At 71.3% G+C, this 22,252-nt stretch carries 18 protein-coding genes and 1 pseudogene; 8 read left to right on the top strand and 11 right to left on the bottom strand.

Annotated elements, in window-relative coordinates; translation table 11 throughout:
• Window positions 1-65: 65 nt before the first annotated feature.
• On the bottom strand, window positions 66-389 hold the full coding sequence (locus ABZ887_RS44635; RefSeq protein WP_361303985.1) for a hypothetical protein: 324 nt from the start codon (window positions 387-389) through the stop codon (window positions 66-68).
• Between the two features lie 283 nt (window positions 390-672).
• Between ABZ887_RS44635 and ABZ887_RS44630 the strand changes: the two genes are divergently transcribed.
• The 4 genes from ABZ887_RS44630 (at window position 673) to ABZ887_RS44615 (ending at window position 6,241) form a co-directional block, all read left to right on the top strand.
• Window positions 673-1,992: an extracellular solute-binding protein gene (locus tag ABZ887_RS44630; RefSeq protein ID WP_361303982.1), complete on the top strand. Its 1,320-nt coding sequence runs from the start codon at window positions 673-675 to the stop codon at window positions 1,990-1,992.
• A gap of 98 nt (window positions 1,993-2,090) precedes the next feature.
• Window positions 2,091-2,942: a sugar ABC transporter permease gene (locus ABZ887_RS44625; RefSeq protein WP_361304009.1), complete on the top strand. Its 852-nt coding sequence runs from the start codon at window positions 2,091-2,093 to the stop codon at window positions 2,940-2,942.
• Window positions 2,939-3,796: a carbohydrate ABC transporter permease gene (locus ABZ887_RS44620; RefSeq protein WP_361303979.1), complete on the top strand. Its 858-nt coding sequence runs from the start codon at window positions 2,939-2,941 to the stop codon at window positions 3,794-3,796. The genes ABZ887_RS44625 and ABZ887_RS44620 overlap by 4 nt, the downstream gene beginning before the upstream one ends.
• Before the next feature lie 87 nt (window positions 3,797-3,883).
• Complete coding sequence (locus tag ABZ887_RS44615) at window positions 3,884-6,241, top strand: glycoside hydrolase family 3 N-terminal domain-containing protein (protein ID WP_361303976.1); 2,358 nt, start codon at window positions 3,884-3,886, stop codon at window positions 6,239-6,241.
• 64 nt (window positions 6,242-6,305) lie between these two features.
• Here the strand turns inward: ABZ887_RS44615 and ABZ887_RS44610 are convergent, their stop codons facing one another.
• The 3 genes from ABZ887_RS44610 to ABZ887_RS44600 all read right to left on the bottom strand — a co-directional run bounded on the left by ABZ887_RS44610 (window position 6,306) and on the right by ABZ887_RS44600 (window position 12,353).
• Window positions 6,306-7,337: a LacI family DNA-binding transcriptional regulator gene (locus ABZ887_RS44610; RefSeq protein WP_361303973.1), complete on the bottom strand. Its 1,032-nt coding sequence runs from the start codon at window positions 7,335-7,337 to the stop codon at window positions 6,306-6,308.
• Between the two features lie 88 nt (window positions 7,338-7,425).
• A complete protein-coding gene (locus tag ABZ887_RS44605) occupies window positions 7,426-9,564 on the bottom strand; it encodes an RICIN domain-containing protein (RefSeq protein WP_361303970.1) in 2,139 nt (712 codons plus the stop codon).
• A gap of 434 nt (window positions 9,565-9,998) precedes the next feature.
• Window positions 9,999-12,353, bottom strand: a complete 2,355-nt coding sequence (locus ABZ887_RS44600) for an MMPL family transporter (protein WP_361303967.1) — start codon at window positions 12,351-12,353, stop codon at window positions 9,999-10,001.
• A gap of 148 nt (window positions 12,354-12,501) precedes the next feature.
• Between ABZ887_RS44600 and ABZ887_RS44595 the strand changes: the two genes are divergently transcribed.
• Window positions 12,502-13,140, top strand: coding sequence for a TetR/AcrR family transcriptional regulator (locus ABZ887_RS44595; protein ID WP_361303964.1), 639 nt, complete (start codon window positions 12,502-12,504; stop codon window positions 13,138-13,140).
• Between the two features lie 48 nt (window positions 13,141-13,188).
• On the opposite strand, the gene ABZ887_RS44590 is transcribed toward ABZ887_RS44595, so the two are convergent.
• The 3 genes from ABZ887_RS44590 to ABZ887_RS44580 are packed head-to-tail and all read right to left on the bottom strand — an operon-like array spanning window position 13,189 to window position 15,614.
• Entirely contained in the window at window positions 13,189-13,560 is a 372-nt protein-coding gene (locus tag ABZ887_RS44590; RefSeq protein ID WP_361303961.1) for a DUF2255 family protein, read from the bottom strand.
• 49 nt (window positions 13,561-13,609) lie between these two features.
• Complete coding sequence (locus tag ABZ887_RS44585; protein WP_361303958.1) at window positions 13,610-14,677, bottom strand: NAD(P)-dependent alcohol dehydrogenase; 1,068 nt, start codon at window positions 14,675-14,677, stop codon at window positions 13,610-13,612.
• A gap of 52 nt (window positions 14,678-14,729) precedes the next feature.
• Complete coding sequence (locus tag ABZ887_RS44580) at window positions 14,730-15,614, bottom strand: aldo/keto reductase (RefSeq protein WP_361303955.1); 885 nt, start codon at window positions 15,612-15,614, stop codon at window positions 14,730-14,732.
• Between the two features lie 260 nt (window positions 15,615-15,874).
• Between ABZ887_RS44580 and ABZ887_RS44575 the strand changes: the two genes are divergently transcribed.
• Window positions 15,875-16,771: a helix-turn-helix transcriptional regulator gene (locus tag ABZ887_RS44575; protein WP_361303952.1), complete on the top strand. Its 897-nt coding sequence runs from the start codon at window positions 15,875-15,877 to the stop codon at window positions 16,769-16,771.
• Between the two features lie 42 nt (window positions 16,772-16,813).
• Window positions 16,814-17,833 carry an aldo/keto reductase gene (locus tag ABZ887_RS44570; RefSeq protein WP_361303949.1) on the top strand — a complete coding sequence of 340 codons (1,020 nt, stop codon included), beginning with the start codon at window positions 16,814-16,816 and terminating at the stop codon, window positions 17,831-17,833.
• Between the two features lie 76 nt (window positions 17,834-17,909).
• On the opposite strand, the gene ABZ887_RS44565 is transcribed toward ABZ887_RS44570, so the two are convergent.
• Both ABZ887_RS44565 and ABZ887_RS44560 read right to left on the bottom strand, forming a co-directional pair.
• Window positions 17,910-18,629 (bottom strand): hypothetical protein, encoded by a 720-nt coding sequence (locus ABZ887_RS44565; RefSeq protein ID WP_361303946.1) that lies wholly within the window; start codon window positions 18,627-18,629, stop codon window positions 17,910-17,912.
• 96 nt (window positions 18,630-18,725) lie between these two features.
• A complete protein-coding gene (locus ABZ887_RS44560) occupies window positions 18,726-19,838 on the bottom strand; it encodes an aminotransferase class I/II-fold pyridoxal phosphate-dependent enzyme (protein WP_361303943.1) in 1,113 nt (370 codons plus the stop codon).
• On the opposite strand from ABZ887_RS44560, the gene ABZ887_RS44555 reads away from it, so the two are divergent.
• Window positions 19,762-20,568: a molybdopterin-binding protein gene (locus tag ABZ887_RS44555; protein ID WP_361303940.1), complete on the top strand. Its 807-nt coding sequence runs from the start codon at window positions 19,762-19,764 to the stop codon at window positions 20,566-20,568. The genes ABZ887_RS44560 and ABZ887_RS44555 overlap by 77 nt on opposite strands.
• Window positions 20,569-20,711: 143 nt before the next feature.
• Here ABZ887_RS44555 and ABZ887_RS44550 read toward each other — a convergent pair whose 3' ends face one another.
• On the bottom strand, window positions 20,712-21,647 hold the full coding sequence (locus ABZ887_RS44550; protein WP_361303937.1) for a sugar phosphate isomerase/epimerase: 936 nt from the start codon (window positions 21,645-21,647) through the stop codon (window positions 20,712-20,714).
• A pseudogene (locus tag ABZ887_RS44545) lies at window positions 21,644-22,252 on the bottom strand (nucleoside deaminase). Before ABZ887_RS44545 ends, ABZ887_RS44550 begins: the two are co-directional and overlap by 4 nt.

The raw sequence follows: 22,252 nt of genomic DNA, 5'->3' as shown, positions 1-22,252 counted from the left end.
TACCCGAAGGACCGGTTCGGCAACTGGACGGACCGGCGGCGCGTCCATCACTCCGGGCGGACCTGTCAGGGCCGGTCCGTCAGGGCCCGGGTCAGTTCGGCGTCGTACTGATCGGCGCCGAAATGGAACGCCGGGGGCCGGGTCCCGTCCGTGGGCACCTGCCAGTCGGACCACTCCACGACCTCGCCGTGGCGTTGTACGAACACGGACAGGTAGCCACAGCATCCGCCCGTGCACTCGGGCTCGCCGAGCACCACGCGTCGCCCCTCGCCGGTCGCCCAGAGGGCACCGTGACCGTCGGCGGGCAGCGCCTCCTCGGTGAACGGGCCGCGGCCGCCCTCTCCGACCGCCTCCGCCACCACGTCCGCGCCGTCGACCCGGAACTGCAACCGGGCAGCCCAACGGGGACCCGGTGGCAACACACCGATCTCAAGCCGATTGAACACCCGACCACCCTACGCGGGAACCGGCTGCGAAAGTGTTTCGTAACCGAGGAATTTCCCCTCCTTGTCCCCGCCGTGAATTCCGTGTCAGTGTCCCGGTCCAGCAGGCAGGCCGTCCGCGGTGATGACGTCCGAAAGCTTTTCGCACCAGCCGCCCATCTGCCTGGCGCATGAATACGGCATGCCGAGAGAAGAGAGGCAGACTATGCGCGGATTTCCGGGACTCGGAATGAGCGGAGAGAGCGGTGCGGGCATTCCGGGAGCGCGGCGCGGGATCGGTGTCGCGGTCGCCGTCGTGGCGGCCATGTCCCTTGCCGCGTGCGGGACTTCGGGACCGGCGGGCTCGTCCTCGGGTTCGTCGTCGAAGGGCCTGACCATGTGGGCGCTCAACGACCAGACGATCCTCAAGGAGTCCGTGGACGCCTACAACAAGGACCACCCGGACCAGAAGATCACCCTGCGGCTGTTCGCCAACGACGACTACAAGCAGAAGCTGCGCGTGGCCTTCGGCGCGAACCAGGCCCCCGACCTCTTCTTCAGCTGGGGCGGCGGCGCGCTGGACGACTATGTGAAGGCGGGCAAGGTGGACGCCGTCACCGACGCCCAGGTGAACCTGCTCCGGTTCACGCCCAGCGTGCTGAAGAGCGCCACCTTCGACGGCCAGACCTACGGTGTCCCGGCGAACGGCCTCGCTCCCGTCGTCCTCTACTACAACAAGAAGGTCCTGAAGGCTGCGGGCGTCGAGCCGCCGAAGACGTACGACGACCTGCTCGCGGCGGTGAAGAAGCTGAAGGGCGACGGCGTCACCCCGATATCCCTCGCCGCGAACTCCAAGTGGCCGACGCTGATGTACATGGAGTACCTGCTCGACCGCGAGGGCGGGTCCGAGGTGTTCGACCGGATCGCCTCCGGTGACCCCTCGGGCTGGAAGGACCCGGCGGTCACCGCGGCCGACACCCGCCTCCAGGAACTCGCCAAGATCGGTGCCTTCGGCGACAACGCCTCCTCCGTCAACTACGACCAGGGCGCCTCCACCGCCCTGCTCTACACCGGCAAGGCCGGCATGGAGCTGATGGGCACCTGGGAGTACGCCAACCTGGTCAAGGCGGCGCCGGACTTCGCGAAGAAGGACCTCGGCCACGTCGCCTTCCCGTCCCTGTCCGGCGGCAAGGGCGACCCGAAGGACATCGTCGGCAACCCGTCCAACTTCCTTTCGCTGAACGCGGCGAGCAAGAACAAGTCCGCGGCGCTGACGTACCTGAAGGACTACGTCATGAACGGCGACCAGGTCGACGCCTACCTCGCGTCCGGCAGCGTGCCGCCGGTCAACGGGCTCGACTCGAAGCTGGCGGCCGCGAAGTCGGACGACAAGGCGTGGCTGGCCTTCGTCTACAAGCTGGTGCAGGACTCGCCGAACTTCCAGCTCTCCTGGGACCAGGCGCTGCCCTCGGACCAGGCCGACCCGCTGCTGACGAACGTGGACAAGTCGTTCCTGCGGCAGATCAAGCCGGAGGAGTTCGGCGCGAACATGAACAAGGCGGCACAGTAATGGCCACCGTGGTGCGTACGTCGCGTCCGGTCGCGTCCCACAGGGCGCGGCCGGGCACGGCCCGTGGCAGGAGCCGTCGCCGCTTCGGCGGCCTGCTGATGGCCGCTCCCGCCCTCGTCCTGTTCGGGCTGTTCGCCCTGGTGCCGCTGGTCGGCGTGCTGGTGCTCAGCCTCTCCCGGTGGGACGGCCTGGGGTCGGTCGGTTGGGCGGGCCTCGCCAACTGGACCGACGTCCTGGGCGACGACGCCACCTGGCAGGCCCTGGGACTCACCCTCAAGGTGATGGTGGTGAGCTGGGTGGTGCAGACACCGGTCGCCCTGGCGCTGGGAGTCTTCCAGGCTCCCCGGGGACGGCTGCGCGCGCTGTTCGCCGTGCTGTGGTTCCTGCCCCTGCTGCTGTCCGCCGTGGCGATCGGCCTGACCTGGCAGGCCCTGCTGGATCCGGCCTTCGGTATCGGCGCCACACCCGGACTGCACTGGCTGGCCCGGCCCCTGCTGGGCTCGCCCGACCTCGCGCTCTACACGGTGATCTTCGTGATCGCCTGGCAGTTCGCGCCGTTCCACGCGCTGCTCTACCAGGCCGGTATCCGGCAGATCCCGGTCTCCCTCCACGAGGCCGCCGCGATCGACGGTGCCGGACCCGTGACCCGCTGCCTCCGCATCACCCTCCCGCAGCTGAAGTACACCTTCGTCACGTCGAGCACGCTGATGCTGGTGGGCTCGCTGACCTACTTCGACCTGATCTTCGTCCTCTCCGGAGGCACCGGCGGCCCCGGCACCGCGACCCGTGTGCTGCCGCTGGCCATGTACATCACGGGCTTCCAGAGCCACGACATGGGCCGGGCCAGCGCACTCGCCACCCTCCTGGTGGTCTTCGGTCTCGCGCTGTCGCTGCTCACCACCCGCCTGTCCGGTTTCACCCGGATGGACAGCCAGCAGGAGGGCCTGTGAGCACCGCCACCGCCCCGCGCCGCACCCTCACCGCCGTCACCACTGCGCGCCGCACCGTCACCGGCGGTGCCGCGCTCGTATGGACCGCGCTGGTCGTCGTACCCGTCTACTGGCTGGTCGTGACCAGTCTGCGCGGCAGCACCGACTTCACGACCGCGAGTCCGCTGGCACCTCCCGCCCACCCGACCCTGGACAACTACCGGACGGTCCTCGACGGCGGGTTCACCACCTACCTGCTCAACAGCGTGGTGGTCACGGCGGCGGCGGTCGCGATCACCGTGGTCGTCGCCCTGATGGCGGCCTTCTCCATCGTCCGCTACACCAACCCCTGGTCCCGGCTGTCCTTCCGGCTCTACCTCCTGGGCCTCGCGATCCCGCTCCAGGCGGTGATCATCCCGGTGTACCTGCTGATCATCCGCATGCACATGTACGACAGCCTGCTCGCGATCGTGCTGCCCTCGGCGGCGTTCGCCCTGCCGGTCACCGTGATGATCCTGGTCAGCTTCCTGCGGGACGTGCCGCGTTCGCTGTTCGAGGCGATGGTCGTGGACGGCGCCGGCGACTGGCGGATGCTGTTCTCGCTCGCCGCCCCGCTGGCCCGGCCCGCGCTGGTGACGGTCGCCGTCTACGACGGCCTCCAGGTCTGGAACGGCTTCCTCTTCCCCCTCATCCTCACCCAGAGCGGCGACAAGGCCGTCCTGCCGCTCGCCCTCACCCTCTACAAGGGGCAGTTCGGCATCAATGTGCCCGCGACCATGGCGGCGGTCGTCCTCTCCACCCTTCCCATGCTGGTCGTGTTCGTCCTCGCCAGGCGTCAGCTGGTCGCCGGACTGACCGCCGGATTCTCCAAGTAGCCAACGCCCGGAGGGAGTCGGCCGCGGCGACAGAGCCGCCGGCCGCCCTCGGCATGCCCAAGTGACAACCCCCACGAGGAGTCGTGCATGACGACCACCACGCCGGACCACCACGCCGATCTCTCCCCGGCGGGAGACGACCGTCCGTGGGCCGACCCCGCCCGCCCGGTCGACGAACGCGTCGAGGCGCTGCTGGCGAGGCTCACCCTGGAGGAGAAGATCGCCCAACTCGGCAGCACCTGGGAGGACGTCGAACCGGCCGGTCCCGAAGTCGCCCCCGGGACCAGTCTGTTCGGGCGCGTCGGCGACCTCGACGAGACCGCCCGGCACGGACTCGGCCAGCTCACCCGCCCCTACGGCACCGTCCCCCGCCCCGCCCTGGAACACGCCCGCCTGCTGGCCGCACGCCAGCGCCAGATCATGGCGCAGAGCCGCTTCGGCATCCCGGCGATGGCCCACGACGAGTGCCTCACCGGCTTCACCGCCTACGGCGCCACCATCTACCCCACCTCCCTGGCCATGGCCGCCACCTTCGACCCCGCCCTGATCCGCCGGGTCGGCGCGGCCATCGGCGCCGACATGGCCGCCGCCGGTGTCCACCAGGGCCTCGCCCCGGTCGTCGACGTCATCCGCGACTACCGGTGGGGGCGCTGCGAGGAGACGTACGGCGAAGACCCCTACCTGGTGGGGGAGATGGGCGAGGCGTACGTCCTCGGCCTGCAGGGCGCCGGGGTGTACGCCACCCTCAAGCACTTCGCCGGCTACTCCTCCTCCATGGGCGGCCGCAACCACGCCCCGGTCGGGATCGGCCCCCGCGAGCTCACCGATGTCATCCTGCCGCCCTTCGAGCGGATCGTCGCCGCCGGAGTGGGCTCGGTGATGAACTCGTACGCCGAGATCGACGGCGAGGCCCCGGCCGCGAGCCGCCGGCTGCTGACCGGTGTGCTGCGCGACCAGTGGGGTTTCCGGGGCACCGTCGTCTCCGACTACTGGTCGCTGCCGTTCCTGGTGAGCGCGCACCGGGTGGCCGCCGACCTGCCGGGCGCCGGGGTGCTGGCACTCCACGCGGGCCTGGATGTCGAACTGCCCGACCAGCGCGGCTTCGGCGCGTCGCTGGCCGATGCCGTACGAAGGGGGGAGGCCGACGAGGCCGACGTCGACCGGGCCGTGCGGCGGGTGCTTCGGCAGAAGGCCGCCCTCGGGCTCCTCGACGCCGACTGGGACCCGGAGCCGCCCGCCCTGCGCGCCGGCGAACTCGACCTGGACAAGCCCGAGAACCGCCAACTCGCCCACGCGGTCGCACAGTCGAGTGTCGTCCTGCTGGCCAACTCCGGCGGGCTGCCCCTCCCGTCCACCGGCCGGATCGCGCTGGTCGGCCCGTGTGCCGACGACGTCCGCACGATGTTCGGCTGCTACAGCTTCCCCAACCACGTCCTCTCCGACCGCGACGACCTCGGCAACGGTGTGGTGGCGGTGTCGCTGCGGGCCGCACTGGCCGATGAACTCCCGGCAGTGGAATGGCTGTTCGCGCCGGGGTGCCCGATACGGGACGACGACCGGGACGGCATTCCGGCGGCGGTGGAGGCGAGTCGCGCGGCCGACCTCACCGTCCTGGCCGTCGGCGACAAGCCCGGGATGTTCGGCATCGGCACCTCGGGAGAGGGCTGTGACGTCGAGGACCTGCGGCTGCCGGGTGTGCAGGAGGAGCTGGTCGAGGCGGTGCTCGCGACGGGCAGGCCGGTCGTCCTCGTCGTCGTCAGCGGACGCCCGTACGCCGTGGGGCGGTTCGCGGCCGGTACGGCGGCCATGGTGCAGGTCTTCCTGCCGGGCGAGGAAGGGGGCCGGGCGGTCGCCGAACTCCTCTCCGGCCGCGCGAACTTCAGCGGCAGGCTGCCGGTGCAGATCCCCAACTCGCCCGCCGGACAGCCGTACACCTATCTGCACCCGCCGCTGGGCGACCGGCAGAGCTGGCTGTCCAACCTGGACCCGAGCCCGGCGTTCCCCTTCGGGCACGGCCTGTCGTACACGTCGTTCGAGATCGACGGGCTGGCGGTCGATCGTGAACAGGTGCCCACGGACGGTGAGTTCACCGTCTCCCTGCAGGTGCGCAACACCGGAGACGTTCCCGGCGCCGAGGCCGTCCAGCTGTACTTCACCGACCCCCTCGCCCAGGTCACCCGGCCGGTCCGGGCGCTGCTGGCCTTCGCCAAGGTGCCGCTGGAGCCGGGGGAGGAGGCGACCGTCCGCTTCGGCGTCCACACCGACCGCCTGGCCTTCACCGGCCTGGACGGCCGACGCGTCGTCGAGCCCGGCGAGATCCTGCTCTGGGCCGGGTCCTCCAGCGGGGACACCCCGAACGAGATGGGCGTTCGGCTCGTCGGCGAGCAGCGGGACGCGAGCGTCGTACGGCAGCACGGGGTGCCGGCGGTGGTCGAGCGGGACTGAGGAAGGGCGCGCACGGCTCGGGCGGGCGGTCTCTGCACGGGACCGCCCGCCTTTTCCTGCGCGTTCATCCGCGGGGCGGGGCGGACGTGGAGGCCCGGAGGATCAGCTCCGTGGCCAGTTCGATGCGTGGGGAGGCGGGCGGGCGGCCCTCCGCCACCGACAGCAGAACGCGGGTGGCCTCGCGCCCCAGTTCCTCGAACGGCTGGCGCACCGCGCTCAGCGGCGGGGACGCCATGGCCGCCACCAGGGTGTCGTCGAAGGACATCACCGCCAGGTCGTCCGGTACTCGGAGGCCCAGCTGCCGGGCGGCTTCCAGGACGCCGAGTGCCTGGGCGTCACTGGCGGCGAAGACGGCCGTGGGCGGACGCTCACCGCGCAGGATCCTGAGGCCCGCCGCGAGCGCCTCGTCGTAGTCGAAGTCGGTCGAACCCACGATCGCCGGGTCGTAGCCGATGCCCGCCTCCTCCAGCGCCGCCCGGTAGCCGTGCAGCCGCGCCGCGCCGGCCAGCGAGTGCGAGCGCCCCGCGACCATGGCGATCCTGGTGTGGCCGAGGCCGAGGAGGTGCTGGACCGCCTCCCTGGCTCCGCTCCAGTTGGTGACCCCGATGCTCGGGATGTCGGCCGACGGCGCGCTCAGCGGGTCCACCAGGACCACCGGCAGCCGCTGCTCGACGATCCGCCGCTGGTCGTCCTCGGCCAGCATCGAGATCACGATGATCAGCCCGGCCGCGCCGAGCGCCACGCACTCCTCCAGCCACTGGCCGATGGACCGCCGGCTCGTGGTCCCGGTCACCACGTCGACGTCGAGCTCACCGGCCGCGTCCACGATCCCGCGGACGACCTCCAGGGTGTAGGGGCCCGACAGGTCCCGGAAGACGGCGATGATCTGCCGGGACGCGGCGGACTCCCGGTCCCAGGAGCGCACGTACCCGTACTGGTCCAGCAGTTCCTCGACCCGGGACCGGGTCTTCGCGCCCACGTCACGGCGCCGGTGCACGACCTTGGACACGGTGCTGAGCGACACCCCCGCCTCCTGGGCGATGCTCGTCAGCAGGCCGTACTGCGCGTCCAGCTGCCCCTTGTCCTGAACGGTCACTGTCCTCGTTCTCCCGCCGGCGACCTGGCGCCATGCAACAGCAGCGGGCGCCGGCGGACAAGACTCCGGCGCCCGTCCACTGGTGCGGCTACTGGACTCTGCTCCACTGCTGGGTGGCGTTGCCGAGGCCGGTCCACAGTTCGACCTTCGTACCGTTGGCGGTCCCCCAGCCGGTCACGTCGATGACCAGCCCGTTGGAGCGGTTGACGATCGTGCCGTCCACCCGGGACGCCCACTGCTGGCTGGTCTTGCCGTTGCAGGCCCACAGGATCAGCTTGGTGCCCGCGGTGGTGCCGTCGCCGTTCGCGGCCAGGCACTTGCCGGAGACGCGCAGCTCGCCCGCTGTGGTCTGGGTGATGGTCTGGTTGGCGTTGCCCGAGCAGTCGTAGATCTGCACCTGGACGCCGGTCTGGCCGTTCGGGACGTCGAGGCAGCGGCCGGAGTAGCCGCCCTTCAGGGTGAACGTCGAGTCCGTGGGGAGCGGGTCCTGGACCAGCTGCCAGTCCTGCGAGCCGTCGTCGGCCGAGGCGGCCAGGGTGACGGAGCCGCCCGCGGTCGCGCCCGTCATGTAGAGGCTCGTGTTCTTTACCGAGCGGAGCTTGTAGTAGCCGCTGGTGGAGGAGGCGACCAGCGTCCACTGCTTGTCCGTGGCGCCGTCGTCGACCCACTGGGCCAGTTTCTGCCCGGCCGTCGCGCTGCCGGTCCAGACGGCGACCGCGCGGCCGCCGGCCTTGTTCAGGAGGGTGATGTCGGAGCCCTTGGCCTGGGTGTGCCAGCGCTGGGTGGTGTCCGAGGCGGACACCGCGCTCGTGACCAGGTCGGGGGTGTTGCCGGTGAGGTTGGCGTCCTGCGTCCTGCCGGACGCGGGGGCGAGGGCCTGGCCGGTCAGCCGGTTGACGAGGGTGTAGTAGGCGCCGTCGGACCGGCCGAGGTCGACCTCGGCGTACTTCACCGGTCCGACGCTCGTGCCGCTCCAGGACGCCTGGAGGATCAGCACGCGCCCGGTCCCGTCGACGTACTGCAGGTCACGGCTGTATCCGGCGGCGATCGGCGTCTGGTACTGCTTCCAGGTGCCGGTGCTCGTGCCCGACTCGTTCACCCACACGCTCCCGCTGCCGGCCGCGTTGTAGACGATCCGCCCGTCGGGCATCGGGAGCAGGACCGGACTGCCGCCGGTGGCGAGGGTGCTGCCGCCCGACGGCACGGGCAGCGAGGTGATCGCGGCGTCCGTGCCCGAGAAGAACTTCGTCGGGTCGTCGGCGATCCGGTACCGGACGTTCGTGCCGCCGCCCCAGTACTCGTACGTCATGATCCACTTGCCGTCGGTGGTCGGCGCGACCGTGGTCATGCCGGGGCGTCCGCCGCCGATCTCCGTCTTGCCGCCGCCCATGTCCACCGTCGAGCCGGGGACGTCGACGACGGGGCTGCTCCAGGCGGAGGTGCTGGTGCCGTCCCAGGTCCGGTGCATGAGGACCTGGCCGCCGGAGTCCGTCGCCGTGGCGTTGTCGGGGTCGAGGGTCGGGGCGCCGGTGCCGGTGTCGTAGCCGGTGTAGTCGTCCTCGTCGGAGTAGTAGGCGATCAACTGCCCGTTGTGGGCGAGCAGATGAGGCTCCCAGACCGGGTCGACCTGCTTGTACGTGTTGGCGGTCGAGGTGCGGCCGACGCTGCCCGCGCTGCCGCCCTGCCAGCCGCCGGCGGCGATGATGTTCCGGAGGCTCCAGGTCGCCCCGTCGTCGGTGCTGGAGTACAGGGCCAGCGCCACGTCCTTGCGGTCGCCGTCGCTGGTCGGCGTCCAGGAGGAGTTCGCGGCCTTCTGCTCCTGGTAGTAGGAGTCGTCCCCCGAGACGATGCTCGCGAGCAGCAGCGTGCCGGCGCTCAGGCTGCCCACGCTCTGCGGGAGGACGTAGAGGTACGGGTTCGTCCAGTTGCTCGTGTACTTGGCGTACGCGGAGTCGGCGGACAGGTAGGCGGGGGCCTTGACGTCGGCCAGCTTCGCCCAGGTGGTGCCGTCGTCGTCGCTCTTGTAGACGGGCAGGGTCTGCCCCACCGGAGTGGTCTCGCTGTCCTCGAACGTCGCCACGATCCGGCCGTCGGGCAATTGGGCCGACTTCGGGTAGAGCACGCAGGGGCTCTTGTTGCAGGCGGCGGAATTCGTCGCCGAATAGAGGTTCGCGGCGCTCGGCTGATATGCCGACGCATTCGTCGCGGCTGTGATGGTGAATGCCATGCCTATGCCTGCGGCTGCTGCTGCCCCGAGCACCTTTCGCATCAAAGTACGTCTCAACTCGGTTCCTTTGTGCGGTTCCTCTGGCGGGAACGGGCGGAACGGAAATGTGAGGACAGTATTGGGACACGGCAGCGGTGTGTCACGGGCAGGTTTCCGAAAGTGTTTCGCGGACGAGCGGCGACCGGGACTTGACGCGGCGGCTGCGTGGGCGACTGTCCGGGCCCTCGGCGCCCGCGCCCGGACTTGAGCGGAACACCGAGCGGAATTCCCGTACGAATAGGGATTCGGGAGTCCGACTCCGCGGCCGGCACGAGTCGCCGGCACCTGCTCGGCCTCGTCGTTGATCTCGCCTTCGAGGGCGGGCTGTTGCGGCAGCCCGCCCTCGAAGGCCGGTTGCAGGACCTTGGCCCGTGCCCGGCTCGCCAACTCGTCGATCAGCCGGTGGTCCCGGTCTGCTGGGCCGGGGCGGGGGGCTGGGCGGTCGCGGGGTGGGGCAGGGGGATCCGCTGGGCGAGCTTGTCGCCCTCGACGTCCAGGTCGGGGAGCAGGCGGTCCAGCCAGGCGGGGATCCACCAGGCTCTGTCCCCCGCGAGTGCCATGGTGGCCGGGACGAGGGTCATCCGGATGACGAAGGCGTCGATGAGGATGCCCGTGGCCAGGGCGAAGCCGGCCTGTTTGATCATGGGCTGGGCGTTGAAGACGAAGCCGGCGAAGACGGAGACCATGATGGTGGCCGCCGCCAGGACGACCGAGCTCGCGCGGGCGAAACCGGTGACGGTGGCGTCGAGGGCGTCGGCGCCGTGGACGTGTGCCTCGCGCATGGAGGTCACCAGGAACATCTGGTAGTCCATCGCGAGTCCGTAGAGGACGCCGGTGATGATGACGGGCAGCAGGCTCACGACCGGTGCGGTGGCGTCGAGTCCGATGAGGTTCTGCAGCCAGCCCCACTGGAAGACGGCCGTGGTCAGGCCGAAGGTGGCGCCGATCGTCAGCAGGAAGCCGACGGTGGCCGTCACGGGGACCATGAGGGAGCGGAAGACCAGGAGCAGGATGAGCAGGGAGAGCCCGAGGACGGTCGCCACGTAGAGGGGCAGGACGTCGGCGAGCCGGTCGGAGACGTCGATCGCGAGCGCGGTGAAGCCGGTGATGCCCACCGTGACACCGTGAGCCGTGCCCATCCGTGCGCTCTTGGCCCGTACGGCGGTGACGAGGTCCTTGGTGGCGTCGTCGTTCGGACCGCCGGCGGGGACCAGGCTGAGGATGGCGGTGGTACCGGTCCTGTTCATCCCGGCCAGGGAGACCGAGGTCGCGCCCTTCACACCGCGCAGGTCGGAGGTGACCGCCGCGAGGGTCCCGGGAGTGAGGGACCGGCCGTCCGCGCTGGAGTTCACGGCGATCAGGAGCGGGCCGTTGTAGCCGGGGCCGTACGCCTTGCTGGTCAGCTCGTAGCTGCGGCGCTGTCCGGTGTCGGGGTTGTAGCTGGCGCCGGAGGGCAGGCCCAGTTTCATGCCGGCGGCGGGCACGGCCAGGACCGCGGGGATCAGGATCGCGGCCGCGAGGGCGGCGTACTTGTGGCGGACCAGGTGTGCTCCCCAGCGGGTGGCCCGTCCGCCGTCGGCGGCGGATACGTGCCGCTGCGCCCTGTGGCGGATCCGGGCGGGGCAGATCCGCTCCTTGACCAGACCCAGCAGCGCCGGCAGCAGGGTCAGGGCGAGCAGCACGGCGATCGCGACCGTGGCGGCCGCGACGAGGGCCATGGTGCTGAGCAGCGTGATGCCGACGACCAGGAGTCCGGCGAGGGCGATGACGACGGTGGTGCCGGCGAAGAACACGGCGCTTCCGGCGGTCCCGACGGCCCGGCCGGTCGCCTCGTGCGCGTCCAGACCGTCGTCCAGGATCAGCCGTCGCTCACGGTTGACGATGAACAGGGCGTAGTCGATGCCCACGGCCAGGCCCAGCATCAGGGCCAGCACCGCGGCGAGCGAGTGGATCTCGAACACGGTGGAGAGGGTGAACGCGCCGCCCACTCCCACGGTGACGCCGACCAGCGCGATGACCAGGGGCAGACCGGCCGCGACGACCGACCCCAGGGTGACCAGCAGGACGAGGGCCGCGACGGTGACGCCGACGATCTCCCCGACGCCGACGATCTCGGGGATCTCCAGCATCGACGCCGACGGCAGCACCTCCAGGCCGCCGTGTGCGGCCTGCCGCTCGGCGGTCTCGATGGTGCTGTCGATCGTGCCGGAGGGAAGCTCGTAGGTCTGCTGGTCGAACTGGAACTGCAGCAGCGCCGTCGAGCCGTCCGCGGAGACGATCACACCCGGCACCGGCCCGCCTTCCGACTGCAGGGGGACGGGGGTCCTGCCGGAGGACGGCGTTCCGGAGGCCTGGGCCACCGCGGTCTGGGCCCGCAGCAGGAGGCTGTTCTTGCCCTTGGCGGCCTCCGCGGCCAGGGCCTTCCTGGCGTCGATGACGTGGTCGTGGCCGTAGACGGCGTTCACCGCCGCCAGCAGGGCGGACCGGACCCGCGCGTCCTCGATCCGGGCGCCGGCCGGGGCCTTGAAGAGCAGCATGCCCTGGCCGCCGGACGCCTCCGGCAGGGAGACGGCCAGGTCGTCGATGACCTGCTGGGACGGGGTGCCGTCGATGCGCACCTCGTTGCTGAGCTTGACCGGGTAGGTCACGAGCAGGGCTATGACCGCCGTCAGCACGGCCAGCCAGCCGCCGATGACGTACCACGGTTTGCCGTAGGCGAACCTTCCCAGCCGGTACAGCAGAACGGACACAGCTCTCCCTTTCGTCCGGTGGTCCGGCGGTCCGGACCACGTCGCGAAGTGAGAGGGTACTACCAAAGCAATAGTCAACTATCACTACGATAGGATGCTATCGCCGCCGGAGGGGCGGCCTCCATCGCAGGACAGGGAAGAGTCACGCATGGCAAGCACCAACGAACGCGCTCCCCGGCAGCGGGTCGACGCCCGCTCCAGCGTGGAGCGCATCACCGCCGCCGGACGCACGGTGCTGGGCAGGGGGGACGGCTCGCTGGAGCAGATCGCGGCCGAGGCCGGCGTGGGCATCGCCACGCTCTACCGTCATTTCCCGAACCGCGAAGCCGTCGTGCGGGCCGTCCTGGACGACATCCTGGAAACCGACCTGCTTCCGCTGATCGACGGCGCCGCCGACGCCCCCGACACGCGCCGGGCGCTCCAGGACATCGCCACGCGGCTGCTCGACCTGATCACCGAGGAGCGGGGCCTGGTCACCTTCGCCAGCAACTTCGCCGACGTGGCGGTGGACGTCCTCCAGCACTTCAGCGCCTCGCTCCACCCGCTCCTGGTGCGCGGGCAGCAGGCCGGCGAGATCCGCCCCGACCTCACCGCCGAGGACATCCCGCACTTCCTCGTCATGGCCGTCGCCGGCCTGGCCCTCCCCGGAACCGCGCCCTCGTTGCGAGCCCGCTTCGTCGCCCTGCTCTTCGACGCGCTCGACCCCGCCGGCGCAACCCCCCTGCCCCCGCTGCTCACCGGCGAGGAGGACCTGCGCACCGCCGTCGGCAACGTCACGCGTACCTGAGCTCCCCGGGTCGCCTCGGGTTGCCTCGGGCCGCGACGTCCTCGGGGGTCAGCGGGGTTCGAGACGCAGCGTGGAGGCGCGGGCCCGGTCGGTCAGGACGTGTCCGACGATGCCGGTGTAACGGCCGTACTTCTCCCGGTAGGCCGCGTCCACATCGGCGTACTCGCCGGGATCGGCGTCGTGGAAGGCGACGTCGGCCCGGACGCCTCCGGCCTCGACGCGTCCCCGGTGCCGGGAGCGGGTGCCGCGGTACCAGGGGCCGTCGACGCCCTTGACCGAGCGGACGTAGAGCCGGTCGCCCGCGCGGACGACCCACATGGTCACGGGGGTGCGGAGGGTGCCGTCGACGCGTTCGGACGCCAGGTCCAGTTCTTCCGCCGTGCCGATCCTGCTCAGGTCGGCGTCGTTCCAGGTGGTCATGGTCCTCGCCTTTCGTAGACGGGGGGCGATTGTCTTCTGGGGGAGTGCGTCACGCCGTCGGATCGGCGAAGGTCGCGCCGTCGACGACGAACCGGTAGCGGACGTCGGAGGCGAGGATCCGCTCGTAGGCGGTGTTGATGTCCTGCGCGGCGATCAGCTCGATGTCGGCGCTCACGCCGTGCTCGGCCGCGAAGTCGAGCATCTCCTGCGTCTCGGCGATGCCGCCGAACAGCGACCCCGCGTAGGAGCGGCCGTTCTGGCACAGGGTGAGGACGTCCATCGGCATCGGCTCCGTCGTCACCCCGGCATTCACCATGGTGCCGTGCAGCCGCAGCATCCCGAGGTGGTCGGGGAGGGACACGGGCGCGCTGACGGTGTTCAGGACGATGTCGAAGGTGTTGGCCAGTTCGGTGAACGCCGAGCCGTCACCGGTCACGGCGTAGTGGTCGGCGCCGAGGGCCATGGCGGCCTCGCGCTTGCCGTCGGACCGGGACAGCACGGTCACGTCGGTGCCCATGGCCTTGGCCATCTTCACGCCGAGGTGGCCCAGGCCGCCGAGGCCGACGACCGCGACCCTGGTGCCGGGCCGGGCGCCGAACCGCTTGAGCGGGGCGTAGACGGTGATGCCGGCGCACAGCAGGGGAGCGGCGGCCGCCGGGTCGAGGGATTCGGGCACGCGGACGACGAAGTCCTCGGGGGCGACGATCGCCTCGGAGTAGCCGCCCTGGGTGTGGGCGCCCGGTTCGGCCGGGTCGGGGCTGCCGAAGACCAGGGTGTGGCCCTTGAGGCAGTACTGCTCCTGGCCTGCCTTGCAGTTCTCGCACGCGCGGCAGGAGTTGACCATGCAGCCGATGCCGACCAGGTCGCCGACGCGGTGGCGGGTGACCCCGGAGCCGGTCTCGGTCACCCGGCCGACGATCTCGTGGCCGGGGACGAGCGGGCTGACCGGCAGCGGGCCGAACGCGCCGCCGACGAAGTTGATGTCGGAGTGGCAGACACCGCAGTAGAGGATGTCGAGCCGGACATCGTGCGGGCCGACGTCCCGGCGCTCGATGCTCAGGGCGGTGAGCGGCTTGCCCGCTTCGTGGGCGCCGAACGCGTTGACGGTGGTGGGCATGGTGGTTCCTTTGCGCAGGTACGAGGTGAAGTCGGGCTTCTACGAGGTGACGTCAGGCTTCGGGGATGGCGCGGCCGTAGGCCGCGAGGGTGACGTTCTCCGGTTCGGGGCCGCCGCGGTGGCCGGTCTCCAGCGTGTCGAGGGCCTTCAGCTCGTCCGCGGTCAGCTCGAAGTCGAAGACGTCGATGTTCTCGGCGATGCGGTGGCGCCTGGTCGACTTGGGGATCACGGAGCGGCCGTGCTGCAGGCCCCAGCGGAGCAGCACCTGGGCGGGGCTCTTGCCGTGCGCCTCGGCGATGCCGGTGACGACGGGATCGGCCAGGACACTCCTGCGGTTCTCGCCGTACCCCGGGTAGAAGGTGATGCCGCCGATGGGGGACCACGCCTGGTTGACGATGCCGTGCTCGTCGTCGAAGTCGAGGACGGCGCGCTGCTGGAAGTAGGGGTGGATCTCCAGCTGGTTGACGGCGGGGACGACGGTGGTGGCGTCGAGCAGCGCGGTCAGGTGGTCGACCATGAAGTTGCTGACACCGATGGCCCGGACCTTGCCGTCCGCCAGGAGCTTCTCCAGGGCGCGGTAGGCGGCGAGGGTCCGGTCGAAGTCCGACGGCAGGGCCTGGTGCAGGATGAGCAGGTCGATGCGGTCGACGCCCAGCTTGGCGGCGCTCTTGTCGAAGCCGTGCAGGGTCTCGTCGTACCCGTAGTCGCTGATCCAGATCTTCGTCTCGACGAAGATCTCCTCGCGGGGTACGGCGGACTCGCGGACGGCCCGGCCGACCTCGCGTTCGTTGCCGTACGCGGCGGCGGTGTCGATGTGCCGGTAGCCGAGGTCGAGCGCGGCCGTGACGGCGGCCCGGGTCTCGTCCGGCGGGGTCTGGAAGACGCCGAGTCCGAGGGCCGGCATCTCGACGCCGTTGTTCAGGGTGAGGGTCTGCATCACAGGGACCTTTCGGTACGGGTGGCCCGGCCGCCCACGACCGGGACCTCGGTCTTTTCCAGAGAACCGCGCCTCGGGCCGCGGGTGGGAGTCACTGCTCTTCCAGGTAATGGCAGTACCTCGCAGGCCTTCGCCGACGGATCTACGGTGAGGAGAACGGCGCTGTCGTCAGGAGACCGGCACCGGATTCACGCCGACGATCAGAAGGAGCCACCGCATGTCCGCCCTCGCTGCCACCGCAGAAGCTCCGGGGCCCGAGCATGGCTGACACCGACAGGAAGACCCTGGCTGCCGAGGTCCGCGAGTTCCTGAGCACCCGGCGGGCCCGGATCACCCCGGAGCAGGCCGGGCTGCCGGTCTACGGCGGGAACCGTCGGGTCGCCGGCCTCCGCCGTGAGGAGGTCGCCCTGCTGGCGGGCATGAGCGTGGACTACTACATCCGGCTCGAGCGCGGGAACCTCACCGGCGCCTCGGACTCGGTGCTCGACGCCCTCGCGCAGGCCCTCCAGCTGGACGAGGCCGAACGCACCCACCTCTACGACCTCGCCCGCACGGCGACGCCGTCGGGCAGGCGGCCCACGGTGACCGCGTCCCGGGTACGGCCCACGATCCTGCGGCTGCTCGACTCGATGACCGACGTGCCGGCGTACGTGCGCAACGCGCGCTTCGACGTCCTGGCCGCCAACACGCTGGGCCGGGCGCTGTACGCACCCGTCTTCGACTCGCCGCTGTTCGCCCGGCGCGGTCCGGTCAACACCGCACGCTTCATGTTCCTCGACCCGGCCAGCCAGGAGTTCTGGACGGACTGGGACAAGGGCGCCAACGACGCGGTCGCCTTCCTGCGCACCGAGACGGGGCGGGCACCCCACGACAAGCTGCTCACCGATCTGATCGGAGAGCTCACGACCAAGAGTGACGACTTCGCCCGCCGGTGGGCCCGCCATGACGTGAAGTTCCACCGCTCCGGCGTCAAGCACCTTCACCATCCGCTGGTCGGTGATCTCGCGCTGCCCTACGAGGCGATGGACCTGCCGGCCGATCCCGGCCTGCGCCTCAACTTCTACAGCCCGGAACCGGACTCCCGGGAGCGGGAGGCCCTGGGCCTGCTCGCCAGCTGGGCGAGTTCCGGCACCGCCGTCTCCACCGTGAACGACTGACCACCGCACGATCCACCCCACACGATCTAGGAGAACCGTTTCATGCAGTACCGACCGCTCGGGCGCACCGGCGTCCAGGTCAGTCCGCTCTGCCTGGGCGCGATGATGTTCGGCCCCTGGGGCAACGAGGACGAGGCCGACTCGATCCGGATCATCCACCGCGCCCTCGACGCGGGCATCAACTTCGTCGACACCGCCGACGTGTACTCCGCCGGTGTCTCGGAGGAGATCGTCGGCAAGGCGCTCAAGGACCGCCGCGAGGACGTGTTCCTGGCGACCAAGTTCTTCATGCCGATGGACCCGGACGACCCCAACCAGCGGGGCGGCTCACGGCGTTGGATCATCCGTGAGGTCGAGAACTCCCTGCGGCGGCTCGGCACCGACCACATCGACCTCTACCAGGTCCACCGCCCCAGCCCCGACACCGACGTCTCGGAGACCATCGGCGCGCTCTCCGACCTCGTCCGCCAGGGCAAGGTCCGTTACCTCGGCTCCTCGTCCTACTCCGGCTCCCAGATCGTGGAGGCCCAGTGGGTCTCGCGCGAGCGGAACCTGGAGCGGTTCGTGACCGAGCAGCCGCCGTACTCGATCCTGGTCCGCGGCATCGAGGAGGACGTGCTTCCCACCGCGCGCCGCCACGGCATGGGCACCCTCACGTACAGCCCGCTCTCCGGAGGCTGGCTCTCCGGCCGCTACCGCAAGCACGCCACCGAGGGGCCCGCCTCCGCGGCCCGTCCCCAGGCCCGCTTCGACATGAGCACCCCCGCCAACCGGCGCAAGCTCGACGCCGTCGAACAACTCGCGGTCCTGGCGAAGAAGGCCGGTCTCACGCTCATCGAGCTCGCCGTCGCCTTCGTCGTCAACCACCCCGGCGTCACCTCGGCGATCATCGGGCCCCGCACCATGGAACAGCTGGAGGCGTTCCTGCCCGCCGCCGACGTCACGCTGTCGGCCGACGTGCTCGACGCCATCGACGAGATCGTCGCACCCGGCGTCACCGTCAACCCGGTCGACAACAGCTACGGCGACTTCGAGCTGCGCGCCGACCAGCGGCGGCGGTGAGCGAGTAGCTCGGCAGGCCACGGGTGTCCGACCCGCTCGGCGCCCCGGCATGTCCGTGGCCCGGGCGGTCGCACCGTCAACGGGTGGTGTAGTCCGCGGTGAGCCGGTCGAGGAACGTCGTGAGCCTGGCGTTCATCCCGGTGTAGTCGTTGGCGCGCAGCTGGTCGGGCTGCTGGACGTAGGGGCGGTCGGCGAGTGCGGCCAGTTCCTTCCCGTCGTGCTCGATCAGGGCTTCGATGCAGTCCGGGGTGAACTCCATGTGGCACTGGAAGGCGTACACGTAGCGGCTGTAGGCGATGATCTGGCGGGGGCATCCGGCGCTGGTGGCGAGCACGGTCGCATCGTCGGTGAGGCCCGGCATGTCGTTGTGCCAGTGGCCGGTGTGGAAGGAGTCCCCGAAGCCGGTGAGGAAGGGGTGGGCTCGTCCGGCGTCGGTGAGCGTGACGGGGAAGGAGCCGATCTCCGTGTGCGGGCTGGGCGCCCAGGCGGCGCCGAGGGACTCCCCGACGAGCTGGGCACCGAGGCAGATGCCGATGACGGCCCGGTCCGTCTCGATGCAGGAGGAGATGAGGGCCGTCTCCGCGGCCGCGTCGAAGTGCGGGCACTCCTCGACGGTCGTGGTGGGCTGCTGGGGGCCGCCCATCACGATCAGCAGGTCGATGTCCTGGCCGGACGTGGGCAGCGCGTCGCCCTCGTGGACCCGGGAGAAGCTGAGGTCGTGGCCCCGGGATCTGGCCCAGTCCTCGAGGGCCCCCGGGGCTTCGAACGCCTCGTGGACGACTATGTGTGTGCGCATGGCTTTGCCGGCCTCTCTGTCTCTGTCGCTGTCTCTGCGGGTGGGGGGAGCGGATTGTCGTGGTGGCTGATACCGCCGGCTCCTGGCCGGGGCGGATCAGGCCGGGCGGGCGTGGAGAACGGCGGCGAGGTCGTCGGTGAACTCGCGTGCCTGCTGCATGGTGAGCGTGGCGGTGGTCACCCTGATCTCCTGGCTGCCGCCGGCCCCGGCGGCGAAGAGGTGGCCGGGCTGGACCGCCCACCCACGCCGCGCCAGTGCGTCGGCGACCGGACGGCCCTCCGTGCCCAGCGGCACCCAGACGTTCAGGCCGTCCGGCCGGTAGCCGGACGGACGGCCGATACCCCGCTCGGCGAGCTCGGCCAGCAGCAGTGAGGCGCGCTCGGCGTAGGCGTCGCGCGCGCGGGCCGTCAGCTCGTGTACCTGTGGATCACTCAGCAGCCGGTACACGGTGTGCTGCAGCAGCCGGCTCACCCACGTCGTCCCGGTGTTCAGCCGCGTCTGCAGGCGCTGGGCGCTCTCCTCGTCCGTCGCGACGAGCGCGAGCCGAAGATCCGGCCCGAGGAACTTCGAGACCGAGCGCACCAGCGCCCACCGCGAGACCTGGGGCGGCGTGATCCGGTGGTACGGCGCGCTGGAGACCGCCCAGAAGTGGTCGTCCTCGATGACCAGGACCTGGGGATACGCCGCGAGGACCGACGCGAGCTCCGCGGCGCGCTCGCGGGTGATGCTCACACCGGTCGGGTTGTGGGCCCGCGGCGTGCACACCACCGCCCGTACCCCGCTCTCCAGCGCCGCCCGCAGGGCCTGGGGGCGCATTCCTTCCCTGCCGACCGGGACCGCGACGGTGCGCAGACCGTTCAGCCGCAGGGTGCCGATGCTGGCCAGGAAGCACGGGTCCTCCACCGCGACCGCGTCGCCCCGGGTGAGGTAGGCGTTCAGCAGCCGCTCCGTGGCGTCGACAGCGCCGTGTGTGACCAGAACCGGGAAACCGTCCGCGGAGAGGTCCGGTGCGAACTGCGCCCGGGTCCAGGCGGCGAGGTCCCGGTCGACCGACGGCGCGCCGTACAGCGCGGGCCGGTACCCGCCGCCCCGGAGCGCCCGCAGCGCGTCGGGGAGCAGCTCCGGATCGGGGTTGCCGCTGGCCAGATCGATCCGCGCCGGTGAGGACGCCCCCGCCGGTTCGCCCCTGGCCCAGGCGGGCACCCGCATCGGCCCCGCCCTCCTCGGGCTGGCCGCGGCCTGCGGTCACGACACCCTGCCGGTACGGCCCCGGCCCCGCGTCCGCATCCTGGTCACCGGCGACGAACTCACCCACACCGGCCGCCCCGCCCCCGGCCGGGTACGCGACGCCCTCGGCCCGCTCCTCCCGCCCCTCGTCCAGGCGATGGGCGGCGAGACCGCCGACGTCCACCACGTACCGGACCGGCCCACCGGCTCCCTGGCCACCGCCGTCCACACCCTGCCGTCCTACGACGCGGACGTGACCGTGGTGACCGGCTCCACCTCCGTCGGCGCCACCGACCAGCTGCGGCTCCTGCTCGCCGACGCGGACGCCCGGTGGGCGGTCGACGCCGTCGCCTGCCGTCCCGGACACCCCCAGCTCCTGGCCCGGCTCCCCGACGGCCACTGGGTCGTGGGGCTGCCCGGCAACCCGTACGCCGCCCTGGTCGCCGCCCACACCCTGCTCGCCCCGCTCCTGGCCGGCCTCACCGGTCGCCCGCTGCCCGCCCTGCCCCGCATCCCGGTCACCGGCGACATCCGCACCGCGCCCGGCCGCACCCGGCTGATCCCGGTCACCTGGGACGGAGCCACCGCTCACCTGGTCGGCGGCCACCGCCCCGCCTTCCTGCACGGCGCGGCCCTCGCCGACGCCCTCGCCGCCATACCCCCGGACTGGCAGCCCGGACAACCGGCACCGCTGCTCCTGCTCACCGGGTGACCCGGGAACCACACGTCCGGTCGGCGGCCCGGTGATCGCCGGGAAGCCGAGAAGCGATCCCCGGGACACGAACCCCTGCCACGTTGGTCAGCGACCCAGGCAGAGAGCCGTGGCACCCGACGATCGCCGTCCGGCCCGGGGGTTCACGCGGCCCTGTCCAGTGACGCCCGCGCCACGGCCGTTCCGGCCCGGAGCGCCGTGACCGGGTCGGGCGCCATGTCGAGTTCGACGAGGACCGTGCCGGCGCCGGGGGTTCGGGACATGGCTGCCGCCCAGCCGGGCCAGTCCACGATGCCCTGGCCCAGTTCCGTCATGTACGGCTGCTGCCGGGCGTACACGGTCTCGTCGATGGTGAGGTGGGTGTCGATCGGTCCGACCGCGTCCTTCCAGTGCGCCAGGGCGATGCGCGGCGCGTGGCGGCGGGCGACGGCCACCGGGTCGCCGCCGCCGAGGGCGATGTGGCAGGAGTCGGGGCACAGCCAGACGTACTGCGGGTCGGTGAGGGCCATGAAGAGGTCGATGTCGCGCTCGTACCAGAGGGTGCTGTTCGACTCGGTGTGCAGGGCGAGACGCACGCCGTGCCGGGCGACGGCCTCGCCGACGGCGTGGGCGACGCCGGCCATCCGGTTCATGTAGGCGGCGTCGACGAAGAGAGGCGGGCGGGTCCCGAACGTCCGGCGCATGGGCAGCCCGGCGACGAGGAGGTCGGCTCCGGCCTCGGCGAGGAAGGCCGCGCGGCGCTCCGCGTCGGCCACGATCGCCGGGAGGCTGCCGGCGTCCTGCCAGCTGGGGGCGTCGCTGTCGGCGATGAAGGTGCTCACCAACGACAGGCCCCGGGAGGTCAGTTCGCGCCGGAACGCCGACGCGCTGCCGAACGCCCGCAGCACCGAACCGATGTCACCGGGCGCAAAGGTCAACTCGAGGCCGGTCACGCCGGATTCGGCCATCGCGTCCATCACCCGCTCCCAGAAGGCCACGGGGTCGGCGAGGGCCCGGTCGCGCACGGCGTCGTCGGAGTCGAGGCCCCAGAAGTCGGGGTGGTAGAAGGTGATGACGTCGGTGGCGAAGCGCGGTGTCACTCGGAGCCTCCTCGGGCGTTGTAGACGGCGACCTCGTCCGCGTCGACGGCTTCCCGGTAGGCGCGGAACACGGTCAGTGCCTCGTCGCGGAGCACGTCCCGTACGACCTTGATGCCGCGGGCCTCGAACTGCTCGGCCCAGTCCGCGCCGAGCGGGCCCTCGTCGAAGGTGGTGATCTCCTCCAGTTCCGGGCCCTGTCCCGCGACCACGAGACCGCGCACCCCGGACCACAGGGTGGCGCCGTAACACTGGACGCACGGACGCCAGTTGACGACGAGTTCGTGGGCCGGCACCCCGTGGCCGCCCAGGTCCCAGCCGCCGGTCGCCTGCTGTGCGAGCCCGAGGGCGACGACCTAGGCATGGGCGCTGGAGATACCGGAGGCGAGGACGACGTTCACGCCCACCGAGACGATCCGGCCGGTGTCCTGCTCGGCGACCAGCGCGGCGAACGGACCGCCGTCGCCCTCGCGCCAGTTGCGGTCGGCCAGCCGGTGCGCGAGCCGCATCCGGTCCGCCCGGTCGGGGACGACCGCGGGCACGTCGGCCAGCTCGTCGTCGATCCACGCGGGCAGCGAGACGCGGAACTCCCTGGGAATGTCGATCAT

Source organism: Streptomyces sp. NPDC047061, assembly GCF_040643955.1.
GTDB lineage: Bacteria > Actinomycetota > Actinomycetes > Streptomycetales > Streptomycetaceae > Streptomyces.
Note: the sequence above shows the minus strand (reverse complement) of the source record. Positions and strands in the feature narration are given on the sequence as shown.

Coding starts and splice junctions, on each gene's coding strand:
- ABZ887_RS44570 (WP_361303949.1), top strand. CDS start 16,814: ATGCAGTACCGACCGCTCGGGCGCACCGGCGTCCAGGTCAGTCCGCTC.
- ABZ887_RS44630 (WP_361303982.1), top strand. CDS start 673: ATGAGCGGAGAGAGCGGTGCGGGCATTCCGGGAGCGCGGCGCGGGATC.
- ABZ887_RS44580 (WP_361303955.1), bottom strand. CDS start 15,614: ATGCAGACCCTCACCCTGAACAACGGCGTCGAGATGCCGGCCCTCGGA.
- ABZ887_RS44585 (WP_361303958.1), bottom strand. CDS start 14,677: ATGCCCACCACCGTCAACGCGTTCGGCGCCCACGAAGCGGGCAAGCCG.
- ABZ887_RS44575 (WP_361303952.1), top strand. CDS start 15,875: ATGGCTGACACCGACAGGAAGACCCTGGCTGCCGAGGTCCGCGAGTTC.
- ABZ887_RS44615 (WP_361303976.1), top strand. CDS start 3,884: ATGACGACCACCACGCCGGACCACCACGCCGATCTCTCCCCGGCGGGA.
- ABZ887_RS44595 (WP_361303964.1), top strand. CDS start 12,502: ATGGCAAGCACCAACGAACGCGCTCCCCGGCAGCGGGTCGACGCCCGC.
- ABZ887_RS44625 (WP_361304009.1), top strand. CDS start 2,091: ATGGCCGCTCCCGCCCTCGTCCTGTTCGGGCTGTTCGCCCTGGTGCCG.
- ABZ887_RS44560 (WP_361303943.1), bottom strand. CDS start 19,838: ATGCGGGTGCCCGCCTGGGCCAGGGGCGAACCGGCGGGGGCGTCCTCA.
- ABZ887_RS44590 (WP_361303961.1), bottom strand. CDS start 13,560: ATGACCACCTGGAACGACGCCGACCTGAGCAGGATCGGCACGGCGGAA.
- ABZ887_RS44605 (WP_361303970.1), bottom strand. CDS start 9,564: ATGGCATTCACCATCACAGCCGCGACGAATGCGTCGGCATATCAGCCG.
- ABZ887_RS44565 (WP_361303946.1), bottom strand. CDS start 18,629: ATGCGCACACACATAGTCGTCCACGAGGCGTTCGAAGCCCCGGGGGCC.